21 protein-coding genes are annotated in these 23,226 nt (G+C 56.4%); 11 read left to right on the plus strand and 10 right to left on the minus strand.

The annotated features are described in order from the left end of the window. The first annotated feature begins 51 nt into the window (after nt 1-51). The 3 genes from IEY52_RS15365 (at nt 52) to IEY52_RS15375 (ending at nt 3,876) form a co-directional block, all read left to right on the plus strand. Nucleotides 52-795: a DeoR/GlpR family DNA-binding transcription regulator gene (locus IEY52_RS15365; protein WP_189003867.1), complete on the plus strand. Its 744-nt coding sequence runs from the start codon at nt 52-54 to the stop codon at nt 793-795. Nucleotides 796-906: 111 nt separating this feature from the next. Further along, a complete protein-coding gene (locus IEY52_RS15370) occupies nt 907-2,346 on the plus strand; it encodes a PAS domain-containing sensor histidine kinase (protein ID WP_189003869.1) in 1,440 nt (479 codons plus the stop codon). 159 nt (nt 2,347-2,505) lie between these two features. Then, the gene (locus IEY52_RS15375; RefSeq protein WP_189003871.1) at nt 2,506-3,876 is read left to right on the plus strand and encodes a sensor histidine kinase; all 1,371 of its coding nucleotides are present in this window, start codon (nt 2,506-2,508) and stop codon (nt 3,874-3,876) included. 67 nt (nt 3,877-3,943) lie between these two features. Here IEY52_RS15375 and IEY52_RS15380 read toward each other — a convergent pair whose 3' ends face one another. Next, nucleotides 3,944-4,168: a hypothetical protein gene (locus IEY52_RS15380; RefSeq protein ID WP_189003873.1), complete on the minus strand. Its 225-nt coding sequence runs from the start codon at nt 4,166-4,168 to the stop codon at nt 3,944-3,946. A 382-nt stretch (nt 4,169-4,550) separates the two neighbouring features. Here IEY52_RS15380 and IEY52_RS15385 point away from each other — a divergent pair, with 382 nt between their 5' ends. After that, complete coding sequence (locus IEY52_RS15385; RefSeq protein ID WP_189003875.1) at nt 4,551-6,287, plus strand: ABC transporter ATP-binding protein; 1,737 nt, start codon at nt 4,551-4,553, stop codon at nt 6,285-6,287. 76 nt (nt 6,288-6,363) lie between these two features. On the opposite strand, the gene IEY52_RS15390 is transcribed toward IEY52_RS15385, so the two are convergent. Both IEY52_RS15390 and IEY52_RS15395 read right to left on the minus strand, forming a co-directional pair. Continuing rightward, complete coding sequence (locus tag IEY52_RS15390) at nt 6,364-7,827, minus strand: hypothetical protein (RefSeq protein ID WP_189003877.1); 1,464 nt, start codon at nt 7,825-7,827, stop codon at nt 6,364-6,366. A gap of 217 nt (nt 7,828-8,044) precedes the next feature. Further along, a complete protein-coding gene (locus IEY52_RS15395; protein WP_189003879.1) occupies nt 8,045-9,028 on the minus strand; it encodes a hypothetical protein in 984 nt (327 codons plus the stop codon). A 509-nt stretch (nt 9,029-9,537) separates the two neighbouring features. Between IEY52_RS15395 and rhaS the strand changes: the two genes are divergently transcribed. The 5 genes from rhaS to rhaM all read left to right on the plus strand — a co-directional run bounded on the left by rhaS (nt 9,538) and on the right by rhaM (nt 14,579). Beyond that, nucleotides 9,538-10,539 (plus strand): rhamnose ABC transporter substrate-binding protein, encoded by a 1,002-nt coding sequence (gene rhaS / locus IEY52_RS15400; RefSeq protein ID WP_189003881.1) that lies wholly within the window; start codon nt 9,538-9,540, stop codon nt 10,537-10,539. 226 nt (nt 10,540-10,765) lie between these two features. Continuing rightward, complete coding sequence (locus IEY52_RS15405; RefSeq protein WP_189003883.1) at nt 10,766-12,274, plus strand: sugar ABC transporter ATP-binding protein; 1,509 nt, start codon at nt 10,766-10,768, stop codon at nt 12,272-12,274. After that, nucleotides 12,271-13,269, plus strand: coding sequence for an ABC transporter permease (locus IEY52_RS15410; RefSeq protein WP_189003885.1), 999 nt, complete (start codon nt 12,271-12,273; stop codon nt 13,267-13,269). The genes IEY52_RS15405 and IEY52_RS15410 overlap by 4 nt, the downstream gene beginning before the upstream one ends. Before the next feature lie 11 nt (nt 13,270-13,280). Then, nucleotides 13,281-14,261 carry an ABC transporter permease gene (locus tag IEY52_RS15415; protein WP_229684828.1) on the plus strand — a complete coding sequence of 327 codons (981 nt, stop codon included), beginning with the start codon at nt 13,281-13,283 and terminating at the stop codon, nt 14,259-14,261. Between the two features lie 3 nt (nt 14,262-14,264). Then, a complete protein-coding gene (gene rhaM / locus IEY52_RS15420) occupies nt 14,265-14,579 on the plus strand; it encodes an L-rhamnose mutarotase (RefSeq protein ID WP_189003889.1) in 315 nt (104 codons plus the stop codon). A gap of 115 nt (nt 14,580-14,694) precedes the next feature. Here rhaM and IEY52_RS15425 read toward each other — a convergent pair whose 3' ends face one another. Beyond that, the gene (locus tag IEY52_RS15425) at nt 14,695-15,093 is read right to left on the minus strand and encodes a hypothetical protein (protein ID WP_189003891.1); all 399 of its coding nucleotides are present in this window, start codon (nt 15,091-15,093) and stop codon (nt 14,695-14,697) included. 108 nt (nt 15,094-15,201) lie between these two features. Then, the gene (locus IEY52_RS15430; RefSeq protein ID WP_189003893.1) at nt 15,202-17,826 is read right to left on the minus strand and encodes a sensor domain-containing phosphodiesterase; all 2,625 of its coding nucleotides are present in this window, start codon (nt 17,824-17,826) and stop codon (nt 15,202-15,204) included. 174 nt (nt 17,827-18,000) lie between these two features. On the opposite strand from IEY52_RS15430, the gene IEY52_RS15435 reads away from it, so the two are divergent. After that, nucleotides 18,001-18,765: a DeoR/GlpR family DNA-binding transcription regulator gene (locus IEY52_RS15435; protein WP_189003896.1), complete on the plus strand. Its 765-nt coding sequence runs from the start codon at nt 18,001-18,003 to the stop codon at nt 18,763-18,765. Between the two features lie 60 nt (nt 18,766-18,825). Here IEY52_RS15435 and IEY52_RS15440 read toward each other — a convergent pair whose 3' ends face one another. From IEY52_RS15440 to IEY52_RS15460, 5 genes are read right to left on the minus strand one after another with little or no spacing between them, the layout of a single operon-like run. Then, nucleotides 18,826-20,514 carry a b(o/a)3-type cytochrome-c oxidase subunit 1 gene (locus tag IEY52_RS15440; RefSeq protein ID WP_189003898.1) on the minus strand — a complete coding sequence of 563 codons (1,689 nt, stop codon included), beginning with the start codon at nt 20,512-20,514 and terminating at the stop codon, nt 18,826-18,828. Beyond that, nucleotides 20,511-21,005, minus strand: coding sequence for a cytochrome c oxidase subunit II (locus IEY52_RS15445; RefSeq protein ID WP_189003900.1), 495 nt, complete (start codon nt 21,003-21,005; stop codon nt 20,511-20,513). The genes IEY52_RS15440 and IEY52_RS15445 overlap by 4 nt, the downstream gene beginning before the upstream one ends. 1 nt (nt 21,006) lies before the next feature. Further along, entirely contained in the window at nt 21,007-21,114 is a 108-nt protein-coding gene (locus IEY52_RS15450) for a cytochrome c oxidase subunit 2A (protein ID WP_189003902.1), read from the minus strand. A gap of 15 nt (nt 21,115-21,129) precedes the next feature. Next, entirely contained in the window at nt 21,130-21,477 is a 348-nt protein-coding gene (locus tag IEY52_RS15455) for a c-type cytochrome (RefSeq protein ID WP_189003904.1), read from the minus strand. 35 nt (nt 21,478-21,512) lie between these two features. After that, nucleotides 21,513-21,971, minus strand: coding sequence for a CBS domain-containing protein (locus tag IEY52_RS15460; RefSeq protein ID WP_189003906.1), 459 nt, complete (start codon nt 21,969-21,971; stop codon nt 21,513-21,515). 476 nt (nt 21,972-22,447) lie between these two features. Here IEY52_RS15460 and IEY52_RS15465 point away from each other — a divergent pair, with 476 nt between their 5' ends. Beyond that, a complete protein-coding gene (locus tag IEY52_RS15465) occupies nt 22,448-23,224 on the plus strand; it encodes a DeoR/GlpR family DNA-binding transcription regulator (RefSeq protein ID WP_229684829.1) in 777 nt (258 codons plus the stop codon). The last annotated feature ends 2 nt before the right edge of the window (nt 23,225-23,226 follow it).

The raw sequence follows: 23,226 nt of genomic DNA on the forward strand, positions 1-23,226 counted from the left end.
AAAACGCAAAGATGCTGCTGGTTTTTGCGTTTATGTATACTGGAGTCACCCATGTTTGCCGAAGAACGCCGAAAACTCATTCTGGATTGCCTGATCCGCCAGGGGCGGGTCACCGTGCAGGACCTCTTAGAGCAATTGCAGGTCAGCGAAGACACCGTCAGGCGCGACCTCAAGCACCTTGCAGACCACGGTTACCTGCAAAAAACCCACGGAGGGGCGGTCATGCTGGACACCCCCCGTCTGACCTACCAGCAACGTGCAGATGTCCTCAACACCGACAAGGTGCGCATCGGACACGCTGCTGCTGCCCTGATCCACCCGGACCAGACCGTATTCATCGATGCAGGAAGCACCACCCTGGCCGCCGCCCGCAGCCTCAAATCCCGCGACATCCCCCTGACCGTCCTCACCAACTCCCTGGAGGTCTCGGAGGTGTTTCACAACAGCGAAAAAGTGCGCCTGATCGTGACGGGAGGCATCTGGAACCGCACCCTGGCCCACTTTTCCGGGCACACCACGGTGCAGGCCATTCAGGAATACCGCTGCGAGGTGGCATTGATCGGTGCTGCTGCCCTGCATCCCACTGCAGGAAACACCACCCCCTATCAGGAAGATGCCCTGGTCAAACGGGCCATTTTTGCCAGCAGTGCCCACCGCATGGTGCTCACCGACCACACCAAACTCGGTCTGGTCTCGGCCTGCTTTGTGGCCCCCGTCTCAGACATTGATGTGCTGGTCACAGACAGAGAGATGCCTGACTGGAAAAATATGGTTCCTGAAGTGGTGGTGGCCTGAGGGGCGGTGCAGGAAAAGGCAAAACTTGCAACCAGGAACAGCAGAACAAAAGTTGCCAGACGGCTTACAATTTGCAGTGCAGGATTTTGTTTACACTGAGTGGGGTGCGCCATGTCCGTGAAACTTGAATCTGTTTCCACTGCACAACTGATGATCGAAGCATTTCCATTGCCTGCCGCCCTGTGGGGCGCAGACCAGACCATGCTGTGCAATGCCCACTGGCTGAAACATTTTCCGGTTCCCCAGATGTGGGACAGGGAAATCTGGTGTTCGGATCAGGACCGTGCAGCCCTCATGGCCCATTTGCATGCTTTCTCTGGGAATGTGCAGGTGCCTGTGCGGGTGGCTGGAACTGCAGCAGATTTGCACCTGTCCTCGTTGCTGCTGGATGGGTTGCCCCACGGTCTGCTGGTTTTGACCCCTCAAACGCAGCAAGAACCTGTTGCACCTTCTCCGATTGCAGAAGATCCCCAGTTTCAGGAAATTGCCCACTGGGCACCCGTGATGATCTGGATGTCCGGGTTGCAGCAGGAAACCACGTTTCTGAATCAGGTGTGGCTGGATTACACCGGACGCACCCGCGAAGAGGACCTGGGGTATGGCTGGTTTGCGCTGGTCCATCCCGATGACCTGGAATCCTGTGCCCACACCTGCAAGGCAGCTTACGACCAGATGCAGGACTTCTCCATGGAATTTCGCATGAAACGCCATGATGGGCAGTACCGCTGGCTGGTGAACCGGGGCACCCGGCGCTTCGGTTGCAATGGGGAATTTCTGGGGTTCATTGGGGCCTGCATTGACATCCATGACCGCAAAACCACCGAAGCCGCCTTGCAGGACAGCGAGCAAAAATTGCGGGAGCTCTCTGAATCCCAGAAGCGTTTTGTGGCTGATGCTGCCCATGAGTTGCGCAACCCGCTGACCGCCATTCAGGGCAACATGGATTTGCTGGTGCGCTACCAGGACATCCCCGAAGAGGAAAAGAAAGACATCATCCAGGATGTGCAGAAAGAAGCCAGCCGTCTGGGCCGTCTGGTCCACGACATGCTGCAACTGGCCCGCGGAGACAGCGGTGCAGGGCTGCACGAAGACCATCTGCAGCTCTCTGAAGTGTTGCTGGACGCTTTTCGGGACATGGAGCGGATGGGTTGCCATCACCAGTTCACCGTGGCTGAATTGCACCCCATTGAACTGATCGGAGATGCAGACCGCCTGAGGCAACTGGCCATCATCCTGCTGGAAAACGCCCTGAAGTACACCCCTGCAGGAGGCCGGGTGCAACTTGCTTTGACCCGCGAAGGCGACACTGCCGTGATGCGCGTTGCAGACACCGGCATGGGCATTTCTCAGGAGGACTTGCCTCGCGTGTTTGAACGCTTTTACCGTGCAGACCCCAGCCGTTACCGTGGAGAAGACCCCGGAGGGACCGGTCTGGGCCTGCCCATCGCCAGATGGATTGTGGATGGGCATGGCGGAGAAATTCACCTGCAAAGCGAACTGGGACAGGGCACCACTGTAGAAGTGCGGCTCCCGATCTGGCTGGAAGATTGAGGGCTGAGGCAGGCAGGAGAGCGGGCAGCCTGATGTTCATCCGCAGTTGGGAAGAACCGTTAACATGGAATGAGTGTCTGCTGACTTGCCCCTGAGCCCCATGAAACCTGCTCCCGGTTCTTTTGACGTTCAGGCTGCTGTCTCCTCTGGAAGTGCCCCATGTTCTCCCTGAAGAAATTTTTTCTCTCCATGCAGTCCCAGCTGGCCCTGGCTTTTCTGTTCAGTCGGATTGCTGGCTATGCTTTCTTCCTGCTGATGCTGCCTGGCCTGACCGTCAAAAACCACCGGGAGTACATTCAGCAAACCCATTTTGATGCCTTTGTTCAGCAGATTGAGGCTTACCACCGGACCCATCCTTCACTGCAAGGGCTGCGGGTGGTGGATGCCCCGGTGGTGCTGGACAGCACTGCACCTGCAAAGCCTGCTGCCTCGATGGGGGTGCTGGATGCACAGGGCAAATTGCTCACCCCACTGGGAAAATTCAAGGCAGGGGAAAAAGTGCCTACAGAACAGCTGCAAACCCAGCGTGTGCTCAAGACCAATGGTCAGGTGTATGCCACAGCCGTGCAGCTCAAACCCAAAGTCCAGAACGGCTACACCACCGATGAAAAAGCCCTGCTGAACAGCGTGTACGAAACCGTCAAAGTCACCCTACCGATGGGACTGGTGGTGGCCCTCCTTGGAGCTGTGGTGATTGCCTACTTCCTGACCCTGCCCCTGCAGCGCCTGACCCGCGCAGCCCAGGCGGTGATGCGCAAAGAACGCATCCAGCAGGTGCCCGTCACCCTGCAAAACGAAGTGGGAGACCTCACCCGTGCCTTCAATGAAATGCTGAAAAACCTGGCGCAGGGAGAACAGCAACGCCGCCAGATGATTGCCGACATCGCCCACGACATGGGAACCCCCTTAACGGTGGCTTCCGGGTATGTGCAATCCATGCAGCAGGGCAAACTGAAACCCACCCAGGAACGCCTGGACGTGATTTACGACGAACTGCTGCTCATGCAGAACCTGGTGGACGATTTGCGTTTGCTGTCTCTGGCAGATGCAGGCACCCTCAAACTCAGCATGGACGGTGTGCCCCCATCAAGACTGGTTTCAGGCATCCAGCAGGCTTTTTCTTTGAGGGCCGAAAAAGCAGGCATCCAGCTTGAAGCCGAGTGTGAAGCCAACCTGCCCGAAGTGAACATCGATCAGGAACGCATGCGGCAGGTGCTGGGCAATCTGGTGTCCAACAGCCTGAACCACACCCCCAGAGGCGGCCAGATTCAGGTGAAAGCCAGAAGCACCCCTGAACACGTGATGCTGGAGGTGCAGGACACCGGAAAAGGCATTCCTGCAGAAAAGCTGCCGTTCATTTTTGATCGCTTTTTCCGGGTGGATGAATCCCGCAGCCACGATCAGGCGGGAGGCAGCGGTCTGGGGCTGGCGATTGCCCGTTCCATTGTGGAACTGCACGGCGGAAAAATCCTGGCCCAGAGTCAGGAAGGGCGAGGAACCACCATGCAGGTGCTGCTTCCCAGGGTGTGAGGTCTGGGTGCAAACCCAGGCCCCAATCTCAGCAACCAGTCTCAGCAACCAGTCTCAGCAACCAGTCTCAGTAACCCCAGCTGTCCTGAACCGCAGGCACATCTGCTTTGCGCTCGTACTTCCAGCGGGTGTTCAGGCGGATGGTGCGGGCACGCAAGGAAGCAAACTCATACCCGGTCTCTGTGCAGCATTCTTCCAGGGTGGGGTATTTGCGTTGCATTCTGATGATCTCTTTGGGGGTGAGCAGGGTGGCCAGTGTTCCGGTTTCAGGCGCAGAGATCGGGGTGTCCATGCCCTCAGTCTAGTGTTGATTTGTAACGATATTTTTACGGGAAAATGGAGGGTTTTGGGTCCTGGGATGACCTTGAGCGATTTGAGCTCATCTTACAAGACTCTTACAGCGTGGCTTCAGTTCTACGGGTCTTTCTGAAGTTCTGCTGTCTGTTGAGAGGGCTACTTGCTTTGGCGGATTCCAATTTTCTTGCCGTGCTCCACAATAGGAACCATGAAAAGCCTCGTCCTTCCCCTAAAAACCTCTGCTTCCGTCCTGCGTTTTTAAACTGCAAAAGGCATTCCCCACCCTGCCCTCTCCCAAAGGGAACCCTTTTGCCTTTCTGAGAGGCCAAAAACATGCATTCAATCTGTTCTGAACAGCGTGCCACACAGGTGCGCCCATGATTCGCCGTTTCTTTGCCCACTACCAGCCTTACAAAACCCTTTTCATGATGGATTTTGGCTGTGCGGTGATTCTGGGATTGCTCGAACTCAGTTTCCCCATGGTGATCAACCACCTGGTGGACCACCTGCTTCCCACCTCCAACTGGGCCTGGATTCTGGGGGCAGCAGCCGGACTGCTGGCGTTGTACGCCCTGAACACCTATTTAACCTATGTGGTGGTGTACTGGGGTCACATGCTGGGCATCAACATCGAGACCGACCTCAGGCGCAAACTCTTCGACCACATCCAGAAACTGTCTTTTCGTTTCTTTGACAACAGCAAAACCGGACACCTGATTTCCCGCCTCACCAATGACCTGATGCAAATTGGTGAAATGGCCCACCACGGCCCGGAAGACCTGTTCATTGCTGTGATGACATTGGTTGGCGCTTTTGCCCTGATGCTCAGCATCAACTGGAAGCTGGCCCTGATGACCTTTGTGGTGGTGCCCCTGATCATCTGGCTGGTCCTGTACTTCAATGGCAAGATGACAAAAGCCATCCAGCAACTGCTGTCTGACATTGCAGATTTCAGTGCCCGTGTGGAAGACAACATTTCAGGCATCCGGGTGGTGCAGGCCTTTGCCAACGAAAAACATGAAAAAGCCAAATTTGAAGTCAACAACCAGCGTTTCAGGAAAGCCAAGCTGCAGTCCTACCAGCTGATTGCCAGAAACAACTCGATCAGCTACATGATGATGCGTTTCATCAGTCTGTTCGTGATGGTGTGCGGCACCTGGTTTGTGATCCAGAAGCAGCTCACCTACGGTGAATTTGTGGGTTTTCTGCTGCTCACCAACGTGTTTTTCCGTCCCATCGAGAAAATTAACGCCATCATCGAGCTTTATCCCCAGGGCTTTGCTGGCTACAAACGCTACCTGGAATTGATGGACACCTTTCCAGACGTGCAGGACCGCGAAGGTGCCTGGGAGCTTCCAGGGTTGCAGCAAGAAATTGTTTACCAGGATGTCACTTTCGGTTATGAAGGACAGAAATCCGTCCTGAGCGGCATCCAGCTCACCATCCATGCTGGTGAGACTGTGGCCTTTGTGGGACCCTCCGGGGCAGGCAAGACCACCCTGTGCAGCCTGCTCCCCAGGTTCTACGAGGTGGATTCGGGCCGCATCACCATAGACGGGACAGACCTGAGGGATTTCACCCTGGCCTCCCTCAGGCAGCACATCGGGATTGTACAGCAGGACGTGTTTCTCTTTGCAGGCACCATCCGGGAGAACATCCTGTACGGCAAACTCGATGCCACCGAAGAACAGATCTGGGACGCAGCCAGAAGGGCAAAACTCTCAGACTTCATTGAAGCCCAGACGGACAGACTGGACACCCTCATCGGAGAACGCGGCGTGAAGCTCTCTGGAGGCCAGAAACAGCGGCTGGCCATTGCCCGCATGTTCCTGAAAAACCCACCCATCCTGATTCTGGATGAAGCCACCTCTGCCCTGGACACCGAAACCGAAGCCGCCATCCAGCAGTCGATTGCTGAACTGGCGAAAGGCCGCACCACCCTGGTGATTGCCCACCGCCTCGCCACCATCCGGGGTGCAGACCGCATTGTGGTGGTCACCGAAGAAGGCATCTCCGAACAGGGGCACCACAAAGAGCTTATTCACTCTGGCGGCGTGTACAGCCGCCTTCACCGGGCACAGTTCGGGCAGATCAAGGAAGCTCTGGAACACTGAGTAAACTGAAGATCTCAAAAAAGCAGAACTGCTCTGGCAGTTCTGCTTTTGGTTTCAGGGCATGCAGGAAAGGGGTTTATTTCGTCAGTGAAAAGCTTGCCTGGTTGCCTCTGGCGGTCCACACCGTCACATCGATGGAAGAAAGAGAGGAGGAGCAGGTCACGCTGGTCACAGGCAGGGGAGCGGCCACATCACGGTGCTCAGCACCTGAAATCACTGAGACTGTGGGGGTGTTGTAAGCACAGAGTCCATCTGCTCCAGTGGAATCAGGGTTGGCTTTTTCCACTTCCAGGAGGGCATGGGCCACATTCTGGGCCACGGTTTCTGCCACAAGCCTGTCGTTTTCCATGATGGCAGGGTCTTTTGGACGGGTCAGGGTGAAAGAAACTCCTCTGGTGGTGTTGGCTGTGACAGAAAATATGGTTTGGGTGGAGGTACAGGTTATAGAGTTGACTGGCAGAGGTGCTGGGACCTCCTGAACTTCTGCGCCAGAAATGACTGTGATGGATCCACTGGCGATGGCACTGCAGGTGGCATCTGCTCCAGTGGAAGTCAGGTTGTTTTTCTCCACAAGAGCCATGGCATCCAGCACACTGTTGGCCACAGTTTCTGCAGCTTTCCTGTCTCTTTCCAGAATGGCTGGATCTTTCGCTACAGTTCTGGTGACCGCATGACCATCACTGGTGGTGACCGTGACCGAGTAAGTTGTTGCAGTGCTGGTGCAGGTGACACCATTGACTGGAAGGGGAGCATCCACAATGAGAGATGCTGTTCCAGCAGTCACCGTGATCTGAGGCGCAGTGAAATCACAGACGAAAACCCTTTGATAATATGACAGGTTGGCTTCTTCCACTTCTGCCATGGCTTTCAGCACATCGCGGGCCACCAGTCCAGCAAAACGGTCTTCAGGTTTGTTCTGCTTCTGGGTCAGGGTCAGACCTTTTTTGGTCTTGATTTCTACGGTGTAAATCCCGATGGTGTTGCTGCAGGAAATGCTGATGATGGCCTCAGGGGCAGCCACTTTGCGGGTTTCCTTGCCAGAGGTGACCGTCAGGGTGGGGGCAGTAAAGTCACACACGGCATCTGCTCCGTTGGAATTTGCGTTGCTGGACTCTGTGCTGTCCATGGCTTGCAGGGTTTCCAGGGCGACTTTGCGGGCACCCATCAGATCGGGGTCTTTGCTGGTTTTCTGGGTGAATTCTCTGCCAACGGTGGGCATGATGGTGACTGAGAATTCAGCCTGGGTGCTGCTGCAGGTGATTTTCTTGAGGGCAGCAGCGTCCAGGGTTTTCTTTTGTTCTCCAGACTGCACGGTGACTTTGCCGTCCAGGTAAGTGCAGGTGGCATCGAGACCGGTGGAGTAGGGGTTGTTCTTTTCGACGTCTGCTAGGGCAGCGAGGACAGCAGTGGCGGCTTTCTGGGCTGGGGTGATGGCTGGGAGGGGTGAAAACAGACCGCAACCTGTGAGGGTTCCCAGCAAGGGGAGGGTGGCCACCTGCACCATACGGGTAAAGCCTTTTCCGGACATGTCAATGCGCATAAAAACTCCTTTACCTGGGTTTTGAATTCTGAATGAAAAAACCCTGAATTGATTGTAGAATGAGAGCATATCAAATTTCTTACCTGCGCATGCCGCATTTGGTTTCTGATATAAAAGTATTTTTGCACCAGATGATCTGGAATTGTAAAAAGATTTGACAGTGCAGTTTAGATGTATCAGCGGCTCAGATTTTCATGTGTCTTCTGGATGTGATGTTCTATTTTGTCCAGGTTTCAGAGGTTGTGTTGCCCTTTGAAGTGCTCAGGACCACCCTGAACCCGGTTTTGGAAGAAGTGCACCTGCCCAGGAGGGTCTGAGAAGGTGTTGGCACCACCTTTTTTGTGGTCCCGGACTGCACGGTGACACCCTCCGGGCCGAACCTGCAGGTTGCATCTGCTCCTGTGGAGTAGGGATTGGTTTTTTCCACCTCAAACATGGCATGCAGCACCTCACGGGCCCATTTGCTGGCCAGCGTCTGGTCTGCGTTTTCAGATTTAAGGCTTCTTTCCAGAACGGCAGGATTTACGGGCTGGGTTTCAGACACCCTGATGCCGCGGAAGGTCATGACATCCACCTCGTGGGCATTGGTGGCGAAGTGGCAGCCAATCCAGCTGATCTGGGTGGGAACCTCCACCACCCTGCTGTGCATGCCTGAAAACACGGTGACTGTGTTGTGGTCAGGGTCAAAGTTACAGGTGACCTCTGCCCCTGTGGAATCTGGGTTGGCTGTTTCTACAGCAGAAATGGCTTCCAGAACCAGTTGCCCCCCTTTGTGTGCCAGGGCTTCCATGGTTTCCCGAATCGGTGGAACTTTTTTCAGGCTTTTTTGGACCTGCTGTCCTGCGGTGGTGACCGTGACCAGAAAGGCTGTTTTGTTGCTGGTGCAGGCTGCATTCTGAACCCCTTCAGGAACCTCCAGAAAGCGGCTTGCTGTGCTGGCATGAACCGTCATGTGAGATACGCCAAATTCACATTTCCCCCCGGTTCCACTGGAATCCGGGCTGGCTGTTTCCACTTCCCTGAGGGCATCCAGGATGTCTTCTGCCAGGAGTGTGGCGGTTGCCAGGGCCTCTTCTGCAACGGAGTTTTCTCTGGCCCTGAGCACCACACCTGCAGCAAGCAACAGCATGGCCAGAAGGAACAGGGACAGCAGGGGAGAAAAGAGGGATCTGGATTTTTTAGAAGGGGGATCAGGTTTCACAGGCTTTATTTTAAGAGAACCACAGCAGCAAGCATGCAAGACCCTTATTGATGTTCGCCAAAAGCACTGCAGGTGCTTTTGGCTGAGCAAGCGCCCAGTGCGAACCCGGCCGTCCGGGGAGCACGCTTTAGGGGCAAGAAAGCGAATAGAACGGTCAGGACACCCAGACCCCCTACAGTTCTTTTTGCGTAGATCAATAAGGATCCTTGAAGCGGAGAAAGCAGCAGATTGGCCGATTTAACATCAATCGAACATAAAATTGCAAATACATGTTAAAAGTGAAAAGCATCACCTGGCCTTTTGCTGGACCAGAAGCCCTTTCTGGATGGGATTGAGCCGCAAAAGGGGTTGTCTCACAGAATGAGTCAAGGAGAATTTCCTGCGTCTGGGTCATGTTTGGGACTTGACATTCAGGGGGCACGAACACAATAATGTTCATACGAAACAAAAGATAACATGATCGTGTTGAAAAGCTGCAAAGAACTTGCATCTGACCCCCAGGAGACCCCATGAAGAACCGTAAACTGCTGCTGTCCGCCCTGCTGATCACCACCGCTGCTCTGGCCCAGGAAGCCCAGGCCCAGAAAACCTACCGCATTGCCATGGTGGTCAAAAGCCTCGGAAACGGCTTCTTCGATGCTGCCAGAGATGGAGGCCAGGAAGCCGCCAAAGCGCTGGGCAACGTGGAACTGATCTACACCGGACCCACCAGTCCCACCGCAGAAGGCCAGATCGAGGTCATCAACAACCTGATCGCCCAGAAGGTGGACGCCATCGTGATCAGTGCCAACGATGCCAACGCCCTGGTGCCCGTGCTGAAAAAAGCCATGCTGCGCCGCATCAAAGTGGTTTCCTTTGACTCCGGGGTGGCCAAAGCCGGACGCCTGATGCACCTGAACCCCTCCAACACCGCCCTGATTGGCTTCAAACAGATCGACATGATCAGCAAGACCATCGGAGGCAAAGGCAAAATCGCGGTCCTGAGCGCCACCGCCCAGGCCACCAACCAGAACGCCTGGATTGCCGCCATGAAAGACACCCTCAAGAAACCCGAATACAAGAATCTGGACCTCGTGGACGTGGTTTACGGCGATGACCAGTCTGACAAGTCCTACCGTGAAGCCCTGGCCCTGTTCCAGAAGTACCCTGACCTCAAAGGCATCATTGCCCCCACCACCGTGGGCATCAGTGCAGCCGCCAAAGCCGTGGTGGACCAGAAACTGGTGGGCAAAGTCTTCGTGAGCGGCCTGGGCCTCCCCTCTGAAATGGCCGGTTATGTCAAAGCAGGCAGCGTGGACACCTTCGCCATCTGGAACCCCATCGACCTGGGTTACTCTGCCGTGTACGCCGCTTACCAGTTTGTGACTGGCAAGGCCAAAGGCAAAAGTGGAGAGGTCATCAACATCGGACGCATGGGCAAAATCACCCTGGACAAGAACACCGAAGCGGCCATGGCAGAGCCCTTCACGTTTGACAAGAGCAACGTGGATAAGTTCGCGAAGATTTTCTGAGAAAATGCCGAGGGCCGAGGGCAAAAGATTTCTTTTGCTAAAGCTTTGCAGGTTTGACATTTCGCTAAAGCATCCGCAAAGGGCTACAAAAACCCCTTGATACCGTTTAAGGCATGGAGCACCCTACGCTCTCGGCTCTCGGCTCTCGGCTCTCGGCTCTCGGCTCTCGGCAACAAGCGAGACATCCCCAGTCCCTCATAAAGTCCTCTCCCGCAAAAGGTTCAACATGATCCCATATTTATCTGTGCAGGACATCGGCAAAAGCTTCGGGGCCACCCGCGCCAACCACCGGGTTTCATTCACGGTGGGTCTGGGCGAGGTGGTGGCCCTGGTGGGTGAGAACGGTGCCGGAAAATCCACCCTGGTGAAGATGCTGACCGGGATTTACCAGCCCGACAGCGGCAAGATTCAGGCAGAGGGGCACACCATTCATCTTTCCAGCCCACAGGATGCCTGGAATGCGGGCATCACGGCCATCCATCAGGAAACCGTGATGTTTGATGAACTGAGCGTGGCAGAAAACCTGTTCATGGGACAGGCTCCAGTGAAGCGCAGTTTCTTTGCGGGGGGCCTGATCCAGTGGAAAACCATGCTGGAAAAAAGCCGCACGGTGCTGCAAAAACTGGACGCAAAATTCACCCCCGAAACCCCTTTAAAAGACCTCAGCGTGGCCCAGAAGCACCTGGTGCAGATTGCCCGTGCACTGGTGCAGGATGCAAAAATCGTGATCATGGACGAGCCCACAGCGGCACTGTCCAGGGCCGAAATCGAGGACCTGTACCGGATTGTGCGGCAGCTGAAAGAGGAGGGCAAAGGGATCCTCCTGATCACCCACAAGTTCGATGAAATTTTTGAACTCTCGGACCGCTATGTGGTGCTGCGTGACGGTGAAAAAGTTGCAGATGGGAACATCCAGGATGTGACCAGCGACGACCTGATTCGCCTGATGGCGGGTCGGGATGTGGGTTCGCTGTACCCCAAGAAAGACGTGATCCCTGGAGAGGTGGTGCTGGAGGTCAAAAACCTCTCGCATCCCACAGAGTTTTCCGGGATTTCTTTTCAGCTGCGCAAAGGGGAGATTCTGGGCTTTTATGGCCTGATCGGTGCTGGACGCAGCGAGGCCATGCAAGCCCTTTTTGGCCTGTCCCCCCATGCCAGAGGCGAGGTGAAGTTGCTGGGCAAGAAGCTCTGGGCGAAGTCTCCTGCAGATGCTTTAAAAGCAGGTCTGGTGTACGTGCCAGAAGACCGTCAGGTCAGCGGGGCCATTTTGCCCATGAGCATCGTGCACAACATCACCCTGCCGAGTTTGCCGCGGCTGGGCTTTTTTCTGAACCGCCGCCGTGAGCTGCAACTGGCCCAGGAGTACAGCTCCCGCCTCTCCCTGAAAGCCGCCCACCTCGACCAGCATGTTTCAGAGCTGTCTGGAGGGAACCAGCAGAAAGTGGTGATTTCCAAATGGTTGGCCACCCAGCCTGCCGTGATCATTCTGGACGAACCCACCAAGGGCATTGATGTGGGGGCCAAGGCCGCTGTGCACAGTTTCATGGGGGAACTGGTGGAGAAGGGACTGTCGGTGATTCTGGTGTCCAGTGAGTTGCCCGAGGTGATGCACCTTGCAGACCGCATCCTGGTGATGCGGGAAGGAAAAGTGGTGGGAGAAGTGAACGCAAAAACCGCCCAGGCCCACGAAATCGTGAAACTGGCCGCTGGTGTGGCAGATGGGGAGGTCGCATGAAGCTCCTGAAGACACACCGCCAGGAGGCTGTGCTGCTCCTGATTCTGGTGCTGGGTTTCGTGCTGGTGGGCCTGATCACCCCCTCTTTTTTCAGCATCAAGACCCTGGACACCCTCTGGCACGACAGCGCATTGCTGCTGACCCTTGCCCTGGCCCAGATGCTGATCATCATGAGCCGGGGGATTGACCTTTCTGTCGCCTCCAATCTGGCCCTCAGTGGGATGCTGGTGGCTTTGCTCTCACAGCATTTTCCTGGGCTTCCCATGCCTGTGCTGCTGCTGGTGGGAGCTGTTTCCGGAAGCCTGCTGGGGATGGTCAATTCCTTTCTGATCACCGGACTGAATTTGCCCCCCATCGTGGCGACCCTGGGCACCATGAGCGTGTTCCGGGGCCTGATTTACGTGGTCAGCGAGGGCAAATGGATCACCTCCAAGGATTTACCGCAGCATGTGATGGACTTTCCCAACGCCCGTTTTCTGGGCCTCAGCACCCTGCAATGGGAATTTCTGGTGGTGCTGGGTCTGTTCTTTGTGGTGGTGCATCATTCCCGTTTTGGCCGGGAAATCCGCGCATATGGTGGGAATCCCTCGGCCAGCAAGTACGTGGGCATCCCCGAGAAACCCCGCGTCTTCGCGCTTTATGTGCTGAGCGGTCTGGTGTCTGGCATTGTGGGGGTGTTGTGGGTGGCCCGTTACGCCATTGCTTACACTGAAGTTGCACAGGGTTTTGAACTGCAGGTGATTGCTGCATGTGTGCTGGGCGGCGTCAGCATTGCTGGTGGCGTGGGCACCGTGATCGGCACCATGCTGGGTTCACTGTTTCTGGTGGGCCTCTACAACGCCCTGCCCGTGGTGCATGTTTCCCCGTTCTGGCAGACCGCACTGGTGGGCCTTTCCATTCTGGTGGCCGTGGTGGTCAACCAGGGGGCCAGAAAAGCCATTGGCAAGAACATTCTGCGTCAGACCGGTCAGAACCAGCAGGCAGGTCAGGTATGAAAGGAGACCTCGTGAAACCCCTCCCTGCACAGGGAAACAACAAAGCAGGGAACTTCTTCAGGAAATGGGAGGTTTTCCTCACGGTGTTCCTGATTGCGGTGATGCTGTTAAACAGCCGCCTCACCGAATACTTCTGGGACCCCTTCAATCTGGGGGATGCCACCGCCAACTTTGCTGAAAAAGGCATCATGGCCCTCGCCATGGCCCTGCTGATCCTGGTCCGTGAAATTGATTTGTCTGTGGCCTCCATCATTGCCCTGTCCAGTCTGGTGATGGGCCTGCTGGCAAAACAGGGGCTGGACACCCCGGTGCTCATTGTGGCAGGCATCCTGACCGGAGCGCTGTGTGGACTGCTGAACGGTTTTCTGGTGGTGCGTTTTGCCATTCCCTCGATTGCCATCACGCTGGGTACCATGAGCCTGTTCCGGGGCATCTCGCAGGCGATCCTGGGCGACACTGCCCTCACCGAGTACCCCGAGTCTTTCGCTGCACTGGGACAGTCCTACTGGTTCACCTACCTGCCGATTTCTTTTGTGGTGTTTCTGGTCCTGGCTGTGCTGGTGGGTGGGGTTTTGCACCTGACCCGACTGGGCCGCAACCTCTACGCCATGGGCAACAACCCCGAAGCTGCGCGGTTTTCTGGGATTCAGGTTTTGAAAAACAAACTGGTGCTGTTTCTGCTCAGTGGCACTTTTGCAGGTCTGGCCGCCGTGTTCCTCACCGCCCGCATCTCCTCCACCCGTCCCAACATCGGGCAGGGCTGGGAACTGGATGTGATCACCATGGTGGTGCTGGGAGGGGTCAGCATCGCGGGTGGAACGGGCAGCATTTCTGGCGTGGTACTGGCGGTCCTCCTGCTGGGCATGATCAGCTTCGGGATGGGCCTCTTAAACATCCCCGGCATTGTGGGTTCCATTGTGGTGGGAAGCCTGCTGATTCTGGCGATTGCGCTGCCCAACATCCTGCAGAAGCTGTCCAGAAAGAAGAAGTAAACCATGCAGAAAATCGCCTTCAAGATGAAACTTTTTCCCGGTCAGGAAGCCGAATACCAGAAACGCCACGATGAGATCTGGCCTGAACTGCGCGACCTCCTGCGCCTTGCGGGCATCCGGGATTACAGCATCTTTCTGGACAGGGAAACCTCAACGCTTTTTGCCGTGCTGTGGCGCTCAGGGGACCACCAGATGGATGATTTGCCCACCCAGGAAGTGATGCAACGCTGGTGGGCCTGCATGGCAGACATCATGGTCACCAACCCGGACCAGTCTCCGTACAGCGTGCCGCTGGAACAGGTGTTTCATCTGGAGTGAGGGGTTCGCTGGAGGGTTGAAAGCCAGTTGATGGTGTAAAGGGGCAGAACGGGACATTAAAAAACCCTGTCTGCCCTCTGATTAAAACGTCAGGATTTCCATCCGAGGAGATGAATCATTGAAATATGATTTTGGAGGTTGTGATCAGATCCATGTGTTCTACATCTTCCAGGGTGGCTGCTCTAAAACCCACAGACTCAATATGTCTTAACATGTTTTCTGGAATTCTTATGCCATGATCTTTGATGTGGTGCCACAGTATTTGTGGCCAGACAAAAGTGCCATCTGAATAAACAGAGCTTGCTTCTCCTGCATAAATGCCGCAGATGCTGCAGTGTATAAATTCTCCACTCGAAGCACTGATAAATGATATGCCATTCCTGCAATAATCAGCCACTTTGTCCCTTAACTCTGGATTCCATGTATGATCAATGAAATCTTCAAATTGAAATCCTGCTCTATAAATCTCAAAAAAGCCAAAACCCATCTTTTCCCAGGTGTCAAAAACAGCCATCTTGTCCTCCAGCTCTCTTAAAGAATACATCAGATGACTGAAAATAAACATGTGTTTTAAGGAAGAGGGGACAGGAACCTGGACATCAGGATGCTGTTAAGTCTGGTTTCACACTTCCAGCGTCTCAATCAAAAAAGACCTCGCCTTGCTGTGCTCCACGGGTGGGGAGAACAAAAACCCCTGCAGGTAATCGCAGCCTTCCTGCAGCAGCCATTGTTGCTGCTCGATGGTTTCCACCCCTTCTGCAACCACGGTCATGCCCAGATTGTGGGCCATGGTGATGATGGTGCGCACCAGTTCGGCCTGCTGGGGGGCTTTCAAGATGTCCCGGATGAAAGAGCGGTCGATCTTCAGGGCAGAGGCCCCGAATCTGGGCAGGTAACCCAGCGAGGAGTACCCGGTTCCGAAATCGTCGATGTGCAGTTTGACCCCCAGATCGTGCAGGGCTTGCAGGTGTTCTGCCACCATCTGGGTGCGTTGCAGCATCAGGCTCTCGGTGATCTCCAGATGCAAATGGATGCCCTCGCTCTGGGTTTCCTGCAGGGTGCTTTGCACCACGGCAGCAAATTCGGGTCTGGAGAACTGCACGCTGCTCATGTTCACGTTCAGGTACAGGTCCTGCAGGTGGGGGTGTTCGGCTTTCCAGAGTTTGAGTTGCTGGCAGGCCTGCTTGAGGATCAGGCGGTCCAGGTCCACGATCAATCCAGCATCTTCTGCCACCGGAATGAATTCGGCTGGGCTGATGAAACCCCGTTCCGGGTGCTTCCAGCGGGCCAGGGCTTCAAATCCGCGCACCTGTCCGGTGCGGGTGTCCACAATGGGCTGGTAGTAGGCCATGATGGCTTCTTCCTGCAGGGCAAGGCGCAGTTCGTTTTCCAGCCAGCTCTGGCGCAAAACCCGTTCACGCATGCCGTCTTCAAAGCATTTCAGCTGTCCCAGACCGGATTCCTTGGCGTGGTACATGGCGGTGTCGGCGTCCCGGAGCACCTCGTCGTGGTGGGTGTAATGGGCGGCCCCCATCACCAGTCCGATGCTGGAACTGGCATGCAGGTGCTTGCCTCCGACTTCAAAGGGCTCGGTGAGGCACTGTTGCAACCGCTGTCCGATGGTGATGGCCTGCTCTGCATCCTGTAAACCTTCCAGCAGCACTGCGAATTCATCTCCACCAAAGCGGGCCACGGTGTCGTAAGGCCGCACGGCAGAGGAGATGCGGGCAGAGAAAGCCTGCAAGAAGCGGTCCCCCACGGAGTGCCCGTAGGTGTCGTTGATGCGTTTGAACTGGTCGCAATCTAAAAACATCACGGCGTATTGCTGGTCGGGGTGGCGTTCCATGCGGTGCATCACCTGGGAGAGGCGGTCTTGCAGCAGGGCACGGTTGGCCAGTCCAGTCAGGGGGTCATGAATGGCCTGGTGCTGCAATTCTGCGTTCAGGATTTCCAGTTCACGGGTGCGGGATTTGACGGTTTCTTCCAGGGTCTGGTTGTGGCTGCGCAGCAACTGCTCCATCTGCTTGAGGTTGGTGATGTCCCGGCTGACCCCCACCACCCCCCGCACCTGACCATCCTGCACGAAGGGATATTTGCTGGTCAGCACGGTGCGCTCTTGCACCTGATGCTCGTAGGTGATGGGTTGCCCCAACTGCATCACCTGCAAGTCAAACTGGGTGAGGCGCGGCTCACTGTGGTCGATTTTGCCCAGCACTTCTTCCATGGGGCGCTGCAAAAGCTCACAGGCGGCTTTGTTGACCAGCAGGTAACGCCCATCCAGGTCTTTGATGCAGATGGCGTCCACACTGTGATCGATCACAGCCCGCAGTTTGGTTTCGCTCTCGGTGAGCTGTCTGGCATGTTCGTGTTCACGCGTCACATCGTGGGAGATGCCCAGAATGCGTGCAGGGTGCCCCTCCGGGCTGCGTTCCAGGTGGATACGGCTGCTGTACCAGCGGTGCTCCTGGCCTTCATCCTTGAAGCGGTAGCGGGATTCGGATTCCTCACCGGTGGCAATGGTGTGGTTCCAGCTTGCCATCAGGCCGGGCAGGTCTTCTTCCTGCACCCGTGCACTGAAGGCTTCTGCAGTGTCCGGGAAACCCAGTTCAGTCAGCATGGTGCCGTCTTGCACTTCCAGAACTCCGCTGGCGAGGTCCACCATCCAGGCTGCTGTCTGGGTTTTCTGCAGGATGGTTTGCAGCCTGCGCTGCTGGCTGGAGACTTTCTGCTCCATCTGCTCCATCTGCCTGCGGGCCTGCCTTTGCAGCAGCAGATCCATCACGGTGGCGGCCAGATCGGTGAGCTGCTGTTTTTGCTGTGGGCTGAGGTCCGGGCGGGGCCGGGTGTCCATGATGCACAAACTGCCCAGATGGTAACCATCCGGGGTTCTTAAAGGTGCGCCAGCATAAAAACGAACGTTGGGAAAACCCGCCACATAAGGATTGCGTGCAAATTCAGGATTCTGTAAGGCGTCCTCGACCACCAGCACCTCGCCGGGGGTGTCCAGCAGGATGGTTCGGGCACAGAAGGCCACATCGCGTGTTGTTCCCGAAGCATTGATCCCATGGCAGGATTTGAACCACTGGCGGTCGCGGTCCACCAGGCTGATCAGGCTGATGGGGGCATCAAACAGGGCCGCCGTCACCCTTGTGATGCGGTCCAGGGTTTCTTCTGCGGCGGTGTCCAGCACCTCCAGTCGGTGCAGGGCCTCCAGACGGGCCTGTTCATGTTCCAGCGGTGTGTTCATGGTCAGCTCCAGACAGAAAATGAGAAAACTTCTACTGTGTTTCATCTTACAGAGCCGGGTCTGACAGCTTTCTTGGAAGATGTTTCAGTACAGGTTAAGACCATTTCATGAAGCAGGTCATGTTTTGGTTTCACAAAAAAACAGAAAATTGTTTCATCTTGCTATAATCGTTGCATGAACGCCTCAGAGCGGAAAAAGAAAATCCTGGAAGCTTTGCTCACCTCCAAATTCGTGCCCATCCGGGACCTTGCCCAGGCCATGGGGGTGCATGACATCACCATCCGGCGGGATTTGCAGGAGCTGGAAAAACAGCGGGTGCTGGAAGTGGTGCGCGGCGGGGCCAGACTGGTCGAGCAGGCCCAGATGGATGTGGCCTACGAAATGCGTGCCCAGACCGAACTGGACGCCAAACGCCGCATTGCTGCCGAGGCGTTAAAACTGATTCAGGATGGAGACACCATCGCGCTGGATGCCAGCACCACCACCCTGGAAATTGCCCGTGTGCTTTCTGCCCGTGAGAACCTGCATGTGCTGGCCAGCAGCCTGGACGCAGCCAATGTGCTGGCCTCCTCCAAGATTCCTTTCACCGTGGTGGGCGGAACCTTCAATCCAGTGGTGCGCGGTTTCTCTGGTCCCATCAGCGAGCTGGTGCTGGGACGGTTGCATCCGGACCGGGTGTTCTTTTCTGCCCGTGGCCTCAGCCTGAAAGGGGGCCTGACCGATGCCAGTCTGGTGGAAGCCGAGGTCAAAAACCGCCTGATTCAGTCTGCCAAAACCGTGATCGCATTGATTGACCACACCAAATTCGGGGTGCTGGCCTTCTCCAGCATCGTGCCGCTGACCGATGTGGACATCCTGATCACCGATCAGGAACCCGATTCTGCCATGAAAAAGATGCTGCAGGACGCCCAGGTCAAGGTGATTGTGGCACGAGACTGACATAAAGCCAGACCAAAAAAGAGAACCCGCAGGTTCTCTTTTTCTTTGAAACCTCCTGATTCACCAGAGCCGCATTCCAGGCACCAGGGTGGGGTTGTGCAGCATGGGCAGGATCACGGGCAGGTAAGCGCCCAGCACGATCAGGAACGCCACCCCGAACCACAGCCACAGGCGGTCCAGCACCCGCACACTGCGGCGGCTTTCGGTGGGGGTCAGGGATTCACTGAAAGGGATTTCTGGAGCATTTTTAACATCCCGCTGGTTGCCCCACAGCGTGCCAGCAACCACCGTGTAATACAGGATGGCCCCGACCAGCAAGAGCATGCCGCTGATTCCGGTGAGCACCATGGGGATGTGGGCGTTCTGGCTGTACTGGGCCAGTTGTTCTGCAGGCAAAGCAGCGATGTGGGCACGGCGGGGAATCCCCAGCAGTCCCTCCCAGTGCATCCCCAGTGCGAAGGTCATCATGCCGATGAACCACCACCAGCAGGACGCCAGGGCCATTTTTGGACTGAAGAGTTTCTTGCCGGTCAGGTGGGGCAAGAGCCAGAAGGTCATCCCGAAGAAGGTCAGGGTGGTGGCGGTGCCCACGGTGATGTGGAAGTGACCGGGAATCCAGGCGGTGTTGTGCACCACATGGTCCAGAGACATGCTGGCATTCACCATGCCACCTGCCCCACCGAAGATGAAGCTGGTCATGGCCAGCACCTGCGCAGTGAAAGAGGCGTCCTGCCAGGGCAGTTTCCCCATCCAGCCAACCAATCCCTTGCCACCTTTCAGTCGGGCAGCGTATTCCAGGCTGGCCCCCACACTGAAAGCCGTGAGCATGCTGGGCACGGCCACAGCGAAAGTCAGGCACATCTGGATCAACTTCCAGGTGTTGGAGATGCCAGGATCGGTGAACTGGTGGTGCAATCCCACCGGAACACTCAGCAGCAGGAAAAGTCCGAAAGCCAGACGGGCCAGGGGTTCAGAGACAATCTTGCCGCCGCTCTGTCTGGGAATGAAGGCGTACCAGCTGACATACGCGGGCAGCAACCAGAAGTACACGATGGGGTGTCCGGTGTACCAGAACAGCGTGCGGGCCAGCAGGGGGTCCACGGTGGGGGTCCAGCCCAATGACCAGGGAATCAGGTACACCACCACTTCCACCACGATGCCCAGCGAGGCCAGAATCCACATGAACCAGGTGGCCACGCTCATGTAGGTGGTGACGGGCGTGACTTTTCCGGGATGCTGGCGTTTCCAGCCGGTCCACATGTAGATGGTCTGACCGCCCACCAGCAAGCTGGAAGCCACCAGCAGCGCAGCCCCGATGTAGAACAGGGGAGAGCCCTTGAGCGGCGGATAAAAAGTGTACAGCACGCTGGCGTTGTTGCCCAGAATGGCAATGGCGGCCAGCACCACCCCGAAATTCATCAGCCAGTAGGTGAACCAGGCGAATTTCAGGTTGGGACGCAAATTGAGTTCACGGGCAGGCAAGTACAGCAGGATGCCGCAAATGAAGTAGGTGGTAAACACCAGCGCATTGAGCACCCCGTGCAGGGTCAGGCCCTGGTAGTAGGACTTCAGGAAGGGCAGGTACTTGTAGACATCAATGCCCGCGTAATTCAGGGCCTGCAGGGGGCCAAGCAGCACCCCGACCAGCAGGAAAATCAGGCCGGTCACGGTGTAGTACAGCGCGATTTTCTTCTCCGGGTGGGTGGCGTAGGCCTGCTCCTGGGAGGGGGTGAAGGTGCTCGTGGTCATGGGGTTTCCTCCACAATCAGCTGGGTCATCATGCTCTGGTGGCCCACCCCGCAGTACTCATTGCAGCCCACGCGGTAAACGCCGGGCTTCTTGAAGGTGTAGGTCACCTGCCCAACCACACCGGGGATCACCTCGATGTTGATGTTTGTGTTCTCGATCTGCAGGCCGTGCACCACGTCTGTGGAGGTCACAAAAAGCTGGATGGGTTTGCCTGCAGGCACTTTCACAACTGGAGGATTGAACATGAAGGCCTGGGCCAGCATGTACAGCTCGTACTGTCCCATTTCATTCTGTTTCAGTCCGGGGGTGGCGAAGGGGGTGCTGGAAAGGTCCTGGGGGTTCACACTTTTCAGGGTGTGGTGGTGCATGTCCACGGCAGGCACAGCAGCCTGCACCACGTTGCTGAGGGTCACCCCGATCAAGACCAGCACCAGGGTGGCGGCCAGCAGCATCCAGCCTTTCTCGAAACGCTCGATGGTGTGGGGGTCCATGTCAGGCCTGCCTCAGCATGATGCTGTACACCAAAAGCCACATGCCCACAATGGCGGCCAGCAGCACGGCCACAATCAGCAGGGTTCCTCTGGGGGATTTCTCTTCCATGTCAGTTCTCCCAGATCACTTGAGTGTCTTCAGGAAGGCCAGCACATCTGCAATCTGCTGGTCGGTGGCGGGTTTGCTGGAGCCCATGAAAGGCATCTTGCCGTAACGGGGCATGGTGGCACTCAGGGTCTTCTTGGAGGGATTCACCCCGGTGGCAATGGCCTTTTTGAAGTCTGCAAACTTCCATTTGGACACCACGCCAGCCAGTTTCGGACCGACCATGCCCTGCGCTTTGTCACCGTGGCACATCTGGCAGGTGGAGGAGTAGAGGGTTTTGCCGGAGGCAGCGTTGCCTCTGGGATCGGCGGCCAGGGACAGGGAGGTGACACCAGCGAGCATCAGCAGCAGAAGGGTTTTGTGCATGTGAATCAGGTTCCTTTCTTGAAGAAGCATGAAGTTCAGGCCTGCACCTGGGGATCTGTTTCTGCCAGGGCTCCCAGCAAATCGCTCACCGTGAGCACCCCCACCAGATCGCCGTTCTGCACCACCGGGAGGCCCAGCACATGGTGGGTCAACAGGGTGCGGGCGGCCTGGGCCAGGGTCATGGTGGGCACCAGTTCAGCAGTGCTTTCTGCCATCACGTCTTGCACCGTGAGGTTTTGCAGCAAGAGGCGGGTGAACAGGTAAGGCAGGGAATCGTGCTGTCCCACCTGCTCCAGTTGCTGCTGTTGCAGCTCTGCCTGCCGGTGGGCCGCATCTTCCAGATCCCGTTCTTTCACCACACCCACAAGCTTTCCATGGGCAACCACGGGCAGCACATGCAGCCTGCTGATTTTGAGGCGGGCAGCGGCTTCCAGGGCAGGGGTGGAAGGGGCGACAGTCAATGGATTTCGGGTCATGCGCTCTTGAACCAGCATGGGGGTGCCTCCTGAAGGGCAGTGCTGAGGGGGGCTGGGGATTTTGAGGTGCAGGCCCTCCTCTCCTCGCTGCCTTCAGCATCTCCGGGCTGCATTACCGGGACATTACCGCCCCAGGGGTTGCTGGAATCCAGGTTGGCAGGTCATTCACAAGTTGTTTCTGGGTGGTGCCGGGGGCCGACAACACCAGCCGCTTTGAATAGAGTCTGCTTTTGCATGTTTTTGCAGCATTTTTGTGTGCATGCATGTCCGAATGGTGTTTGATTTGGCTGTCGGGACAAGCCTGTGCTGTCTTCTGAGGGGTTGAAAAGTCTGGTGTTCAATTCGCAACAGAGAAAAAAAGTCTGTTTAAAACAGCAAAATTGAAGATGGGGCGCGAATGGACCAGACCTGATGGGTTTTCATTCGTGTAGACTTTTGCCCACAATGTTGCAAAATAATGTTCACTAAAGTTAAGTTTGTGATATATTTGAGCCATGAACACCGACAGTCTGGTGGTGGCGCAACAGCGCCACCAGAAGATCCTGCATCTGGCCACCCAGCAAGAGGTGGTGCGCATCCGTGAACTGTCCCAGAACCTGGGGGTCAGCGACATGACCATCCGCCGGGACCTCAATTTGCTTTCTGAACAGGGTTTGCTGGAACGGACCCATGGCGGGGCCAGACTGCATGCCCACAGCCAGACCGAGGTGGCCCTCTCGCAGAGGCTTTCCACCCAGACCGAAGCCAAAGAGCGCCTTGCCCGTGCTGCCCTGGGCCTGATCTCTGATGGAGACACCATCGCGCTGGATTCCAGCACCACCAGTCTGCATCTGGCCCATTTATTGCAGGGCAGAAACGTGCACTGTCTGGTGACCGGACTGGACGCCGCCAACACCCTCAGCCAGTTCTCTGTGCCTTTCACGCTGGTGGGAGGAACGTTTCATGCCACCGCCCGCAGTTTCATCAGTGGGTTGTTTCAGGACATTCAAGCTCGCCTTCACCCGGATCAGGTGTTCTTTTCCTGCCTGGGGTACAGCAGCAACACCGGTTTCACCGATGCCTACCTGCCGGAAGTCTCCAGCAAAGAGCGCTTGCTGGCCACCGGAAAACGGGTGATTGCCCTGATTGACAGCAGCAAATTTGGCCGCCAGGCCATGGCCACCATCACCCGCATGGGAAGCGTCCACACCCTGATCACCGACCAGATGCCTCCCCACGATGTGCTGGTGGATCTGGACACCCACCAGACCCGCCTGATCATCGCCCCATAAAC

This window comes from Deinococcus roseus, from assembly GCF_014646895.1.
GTDB lineage: Bacteria > Deinococcota > Deinococci > Deinococcales > Deinococcaceae > Deinococcus_C > Deinococcus_C roseus.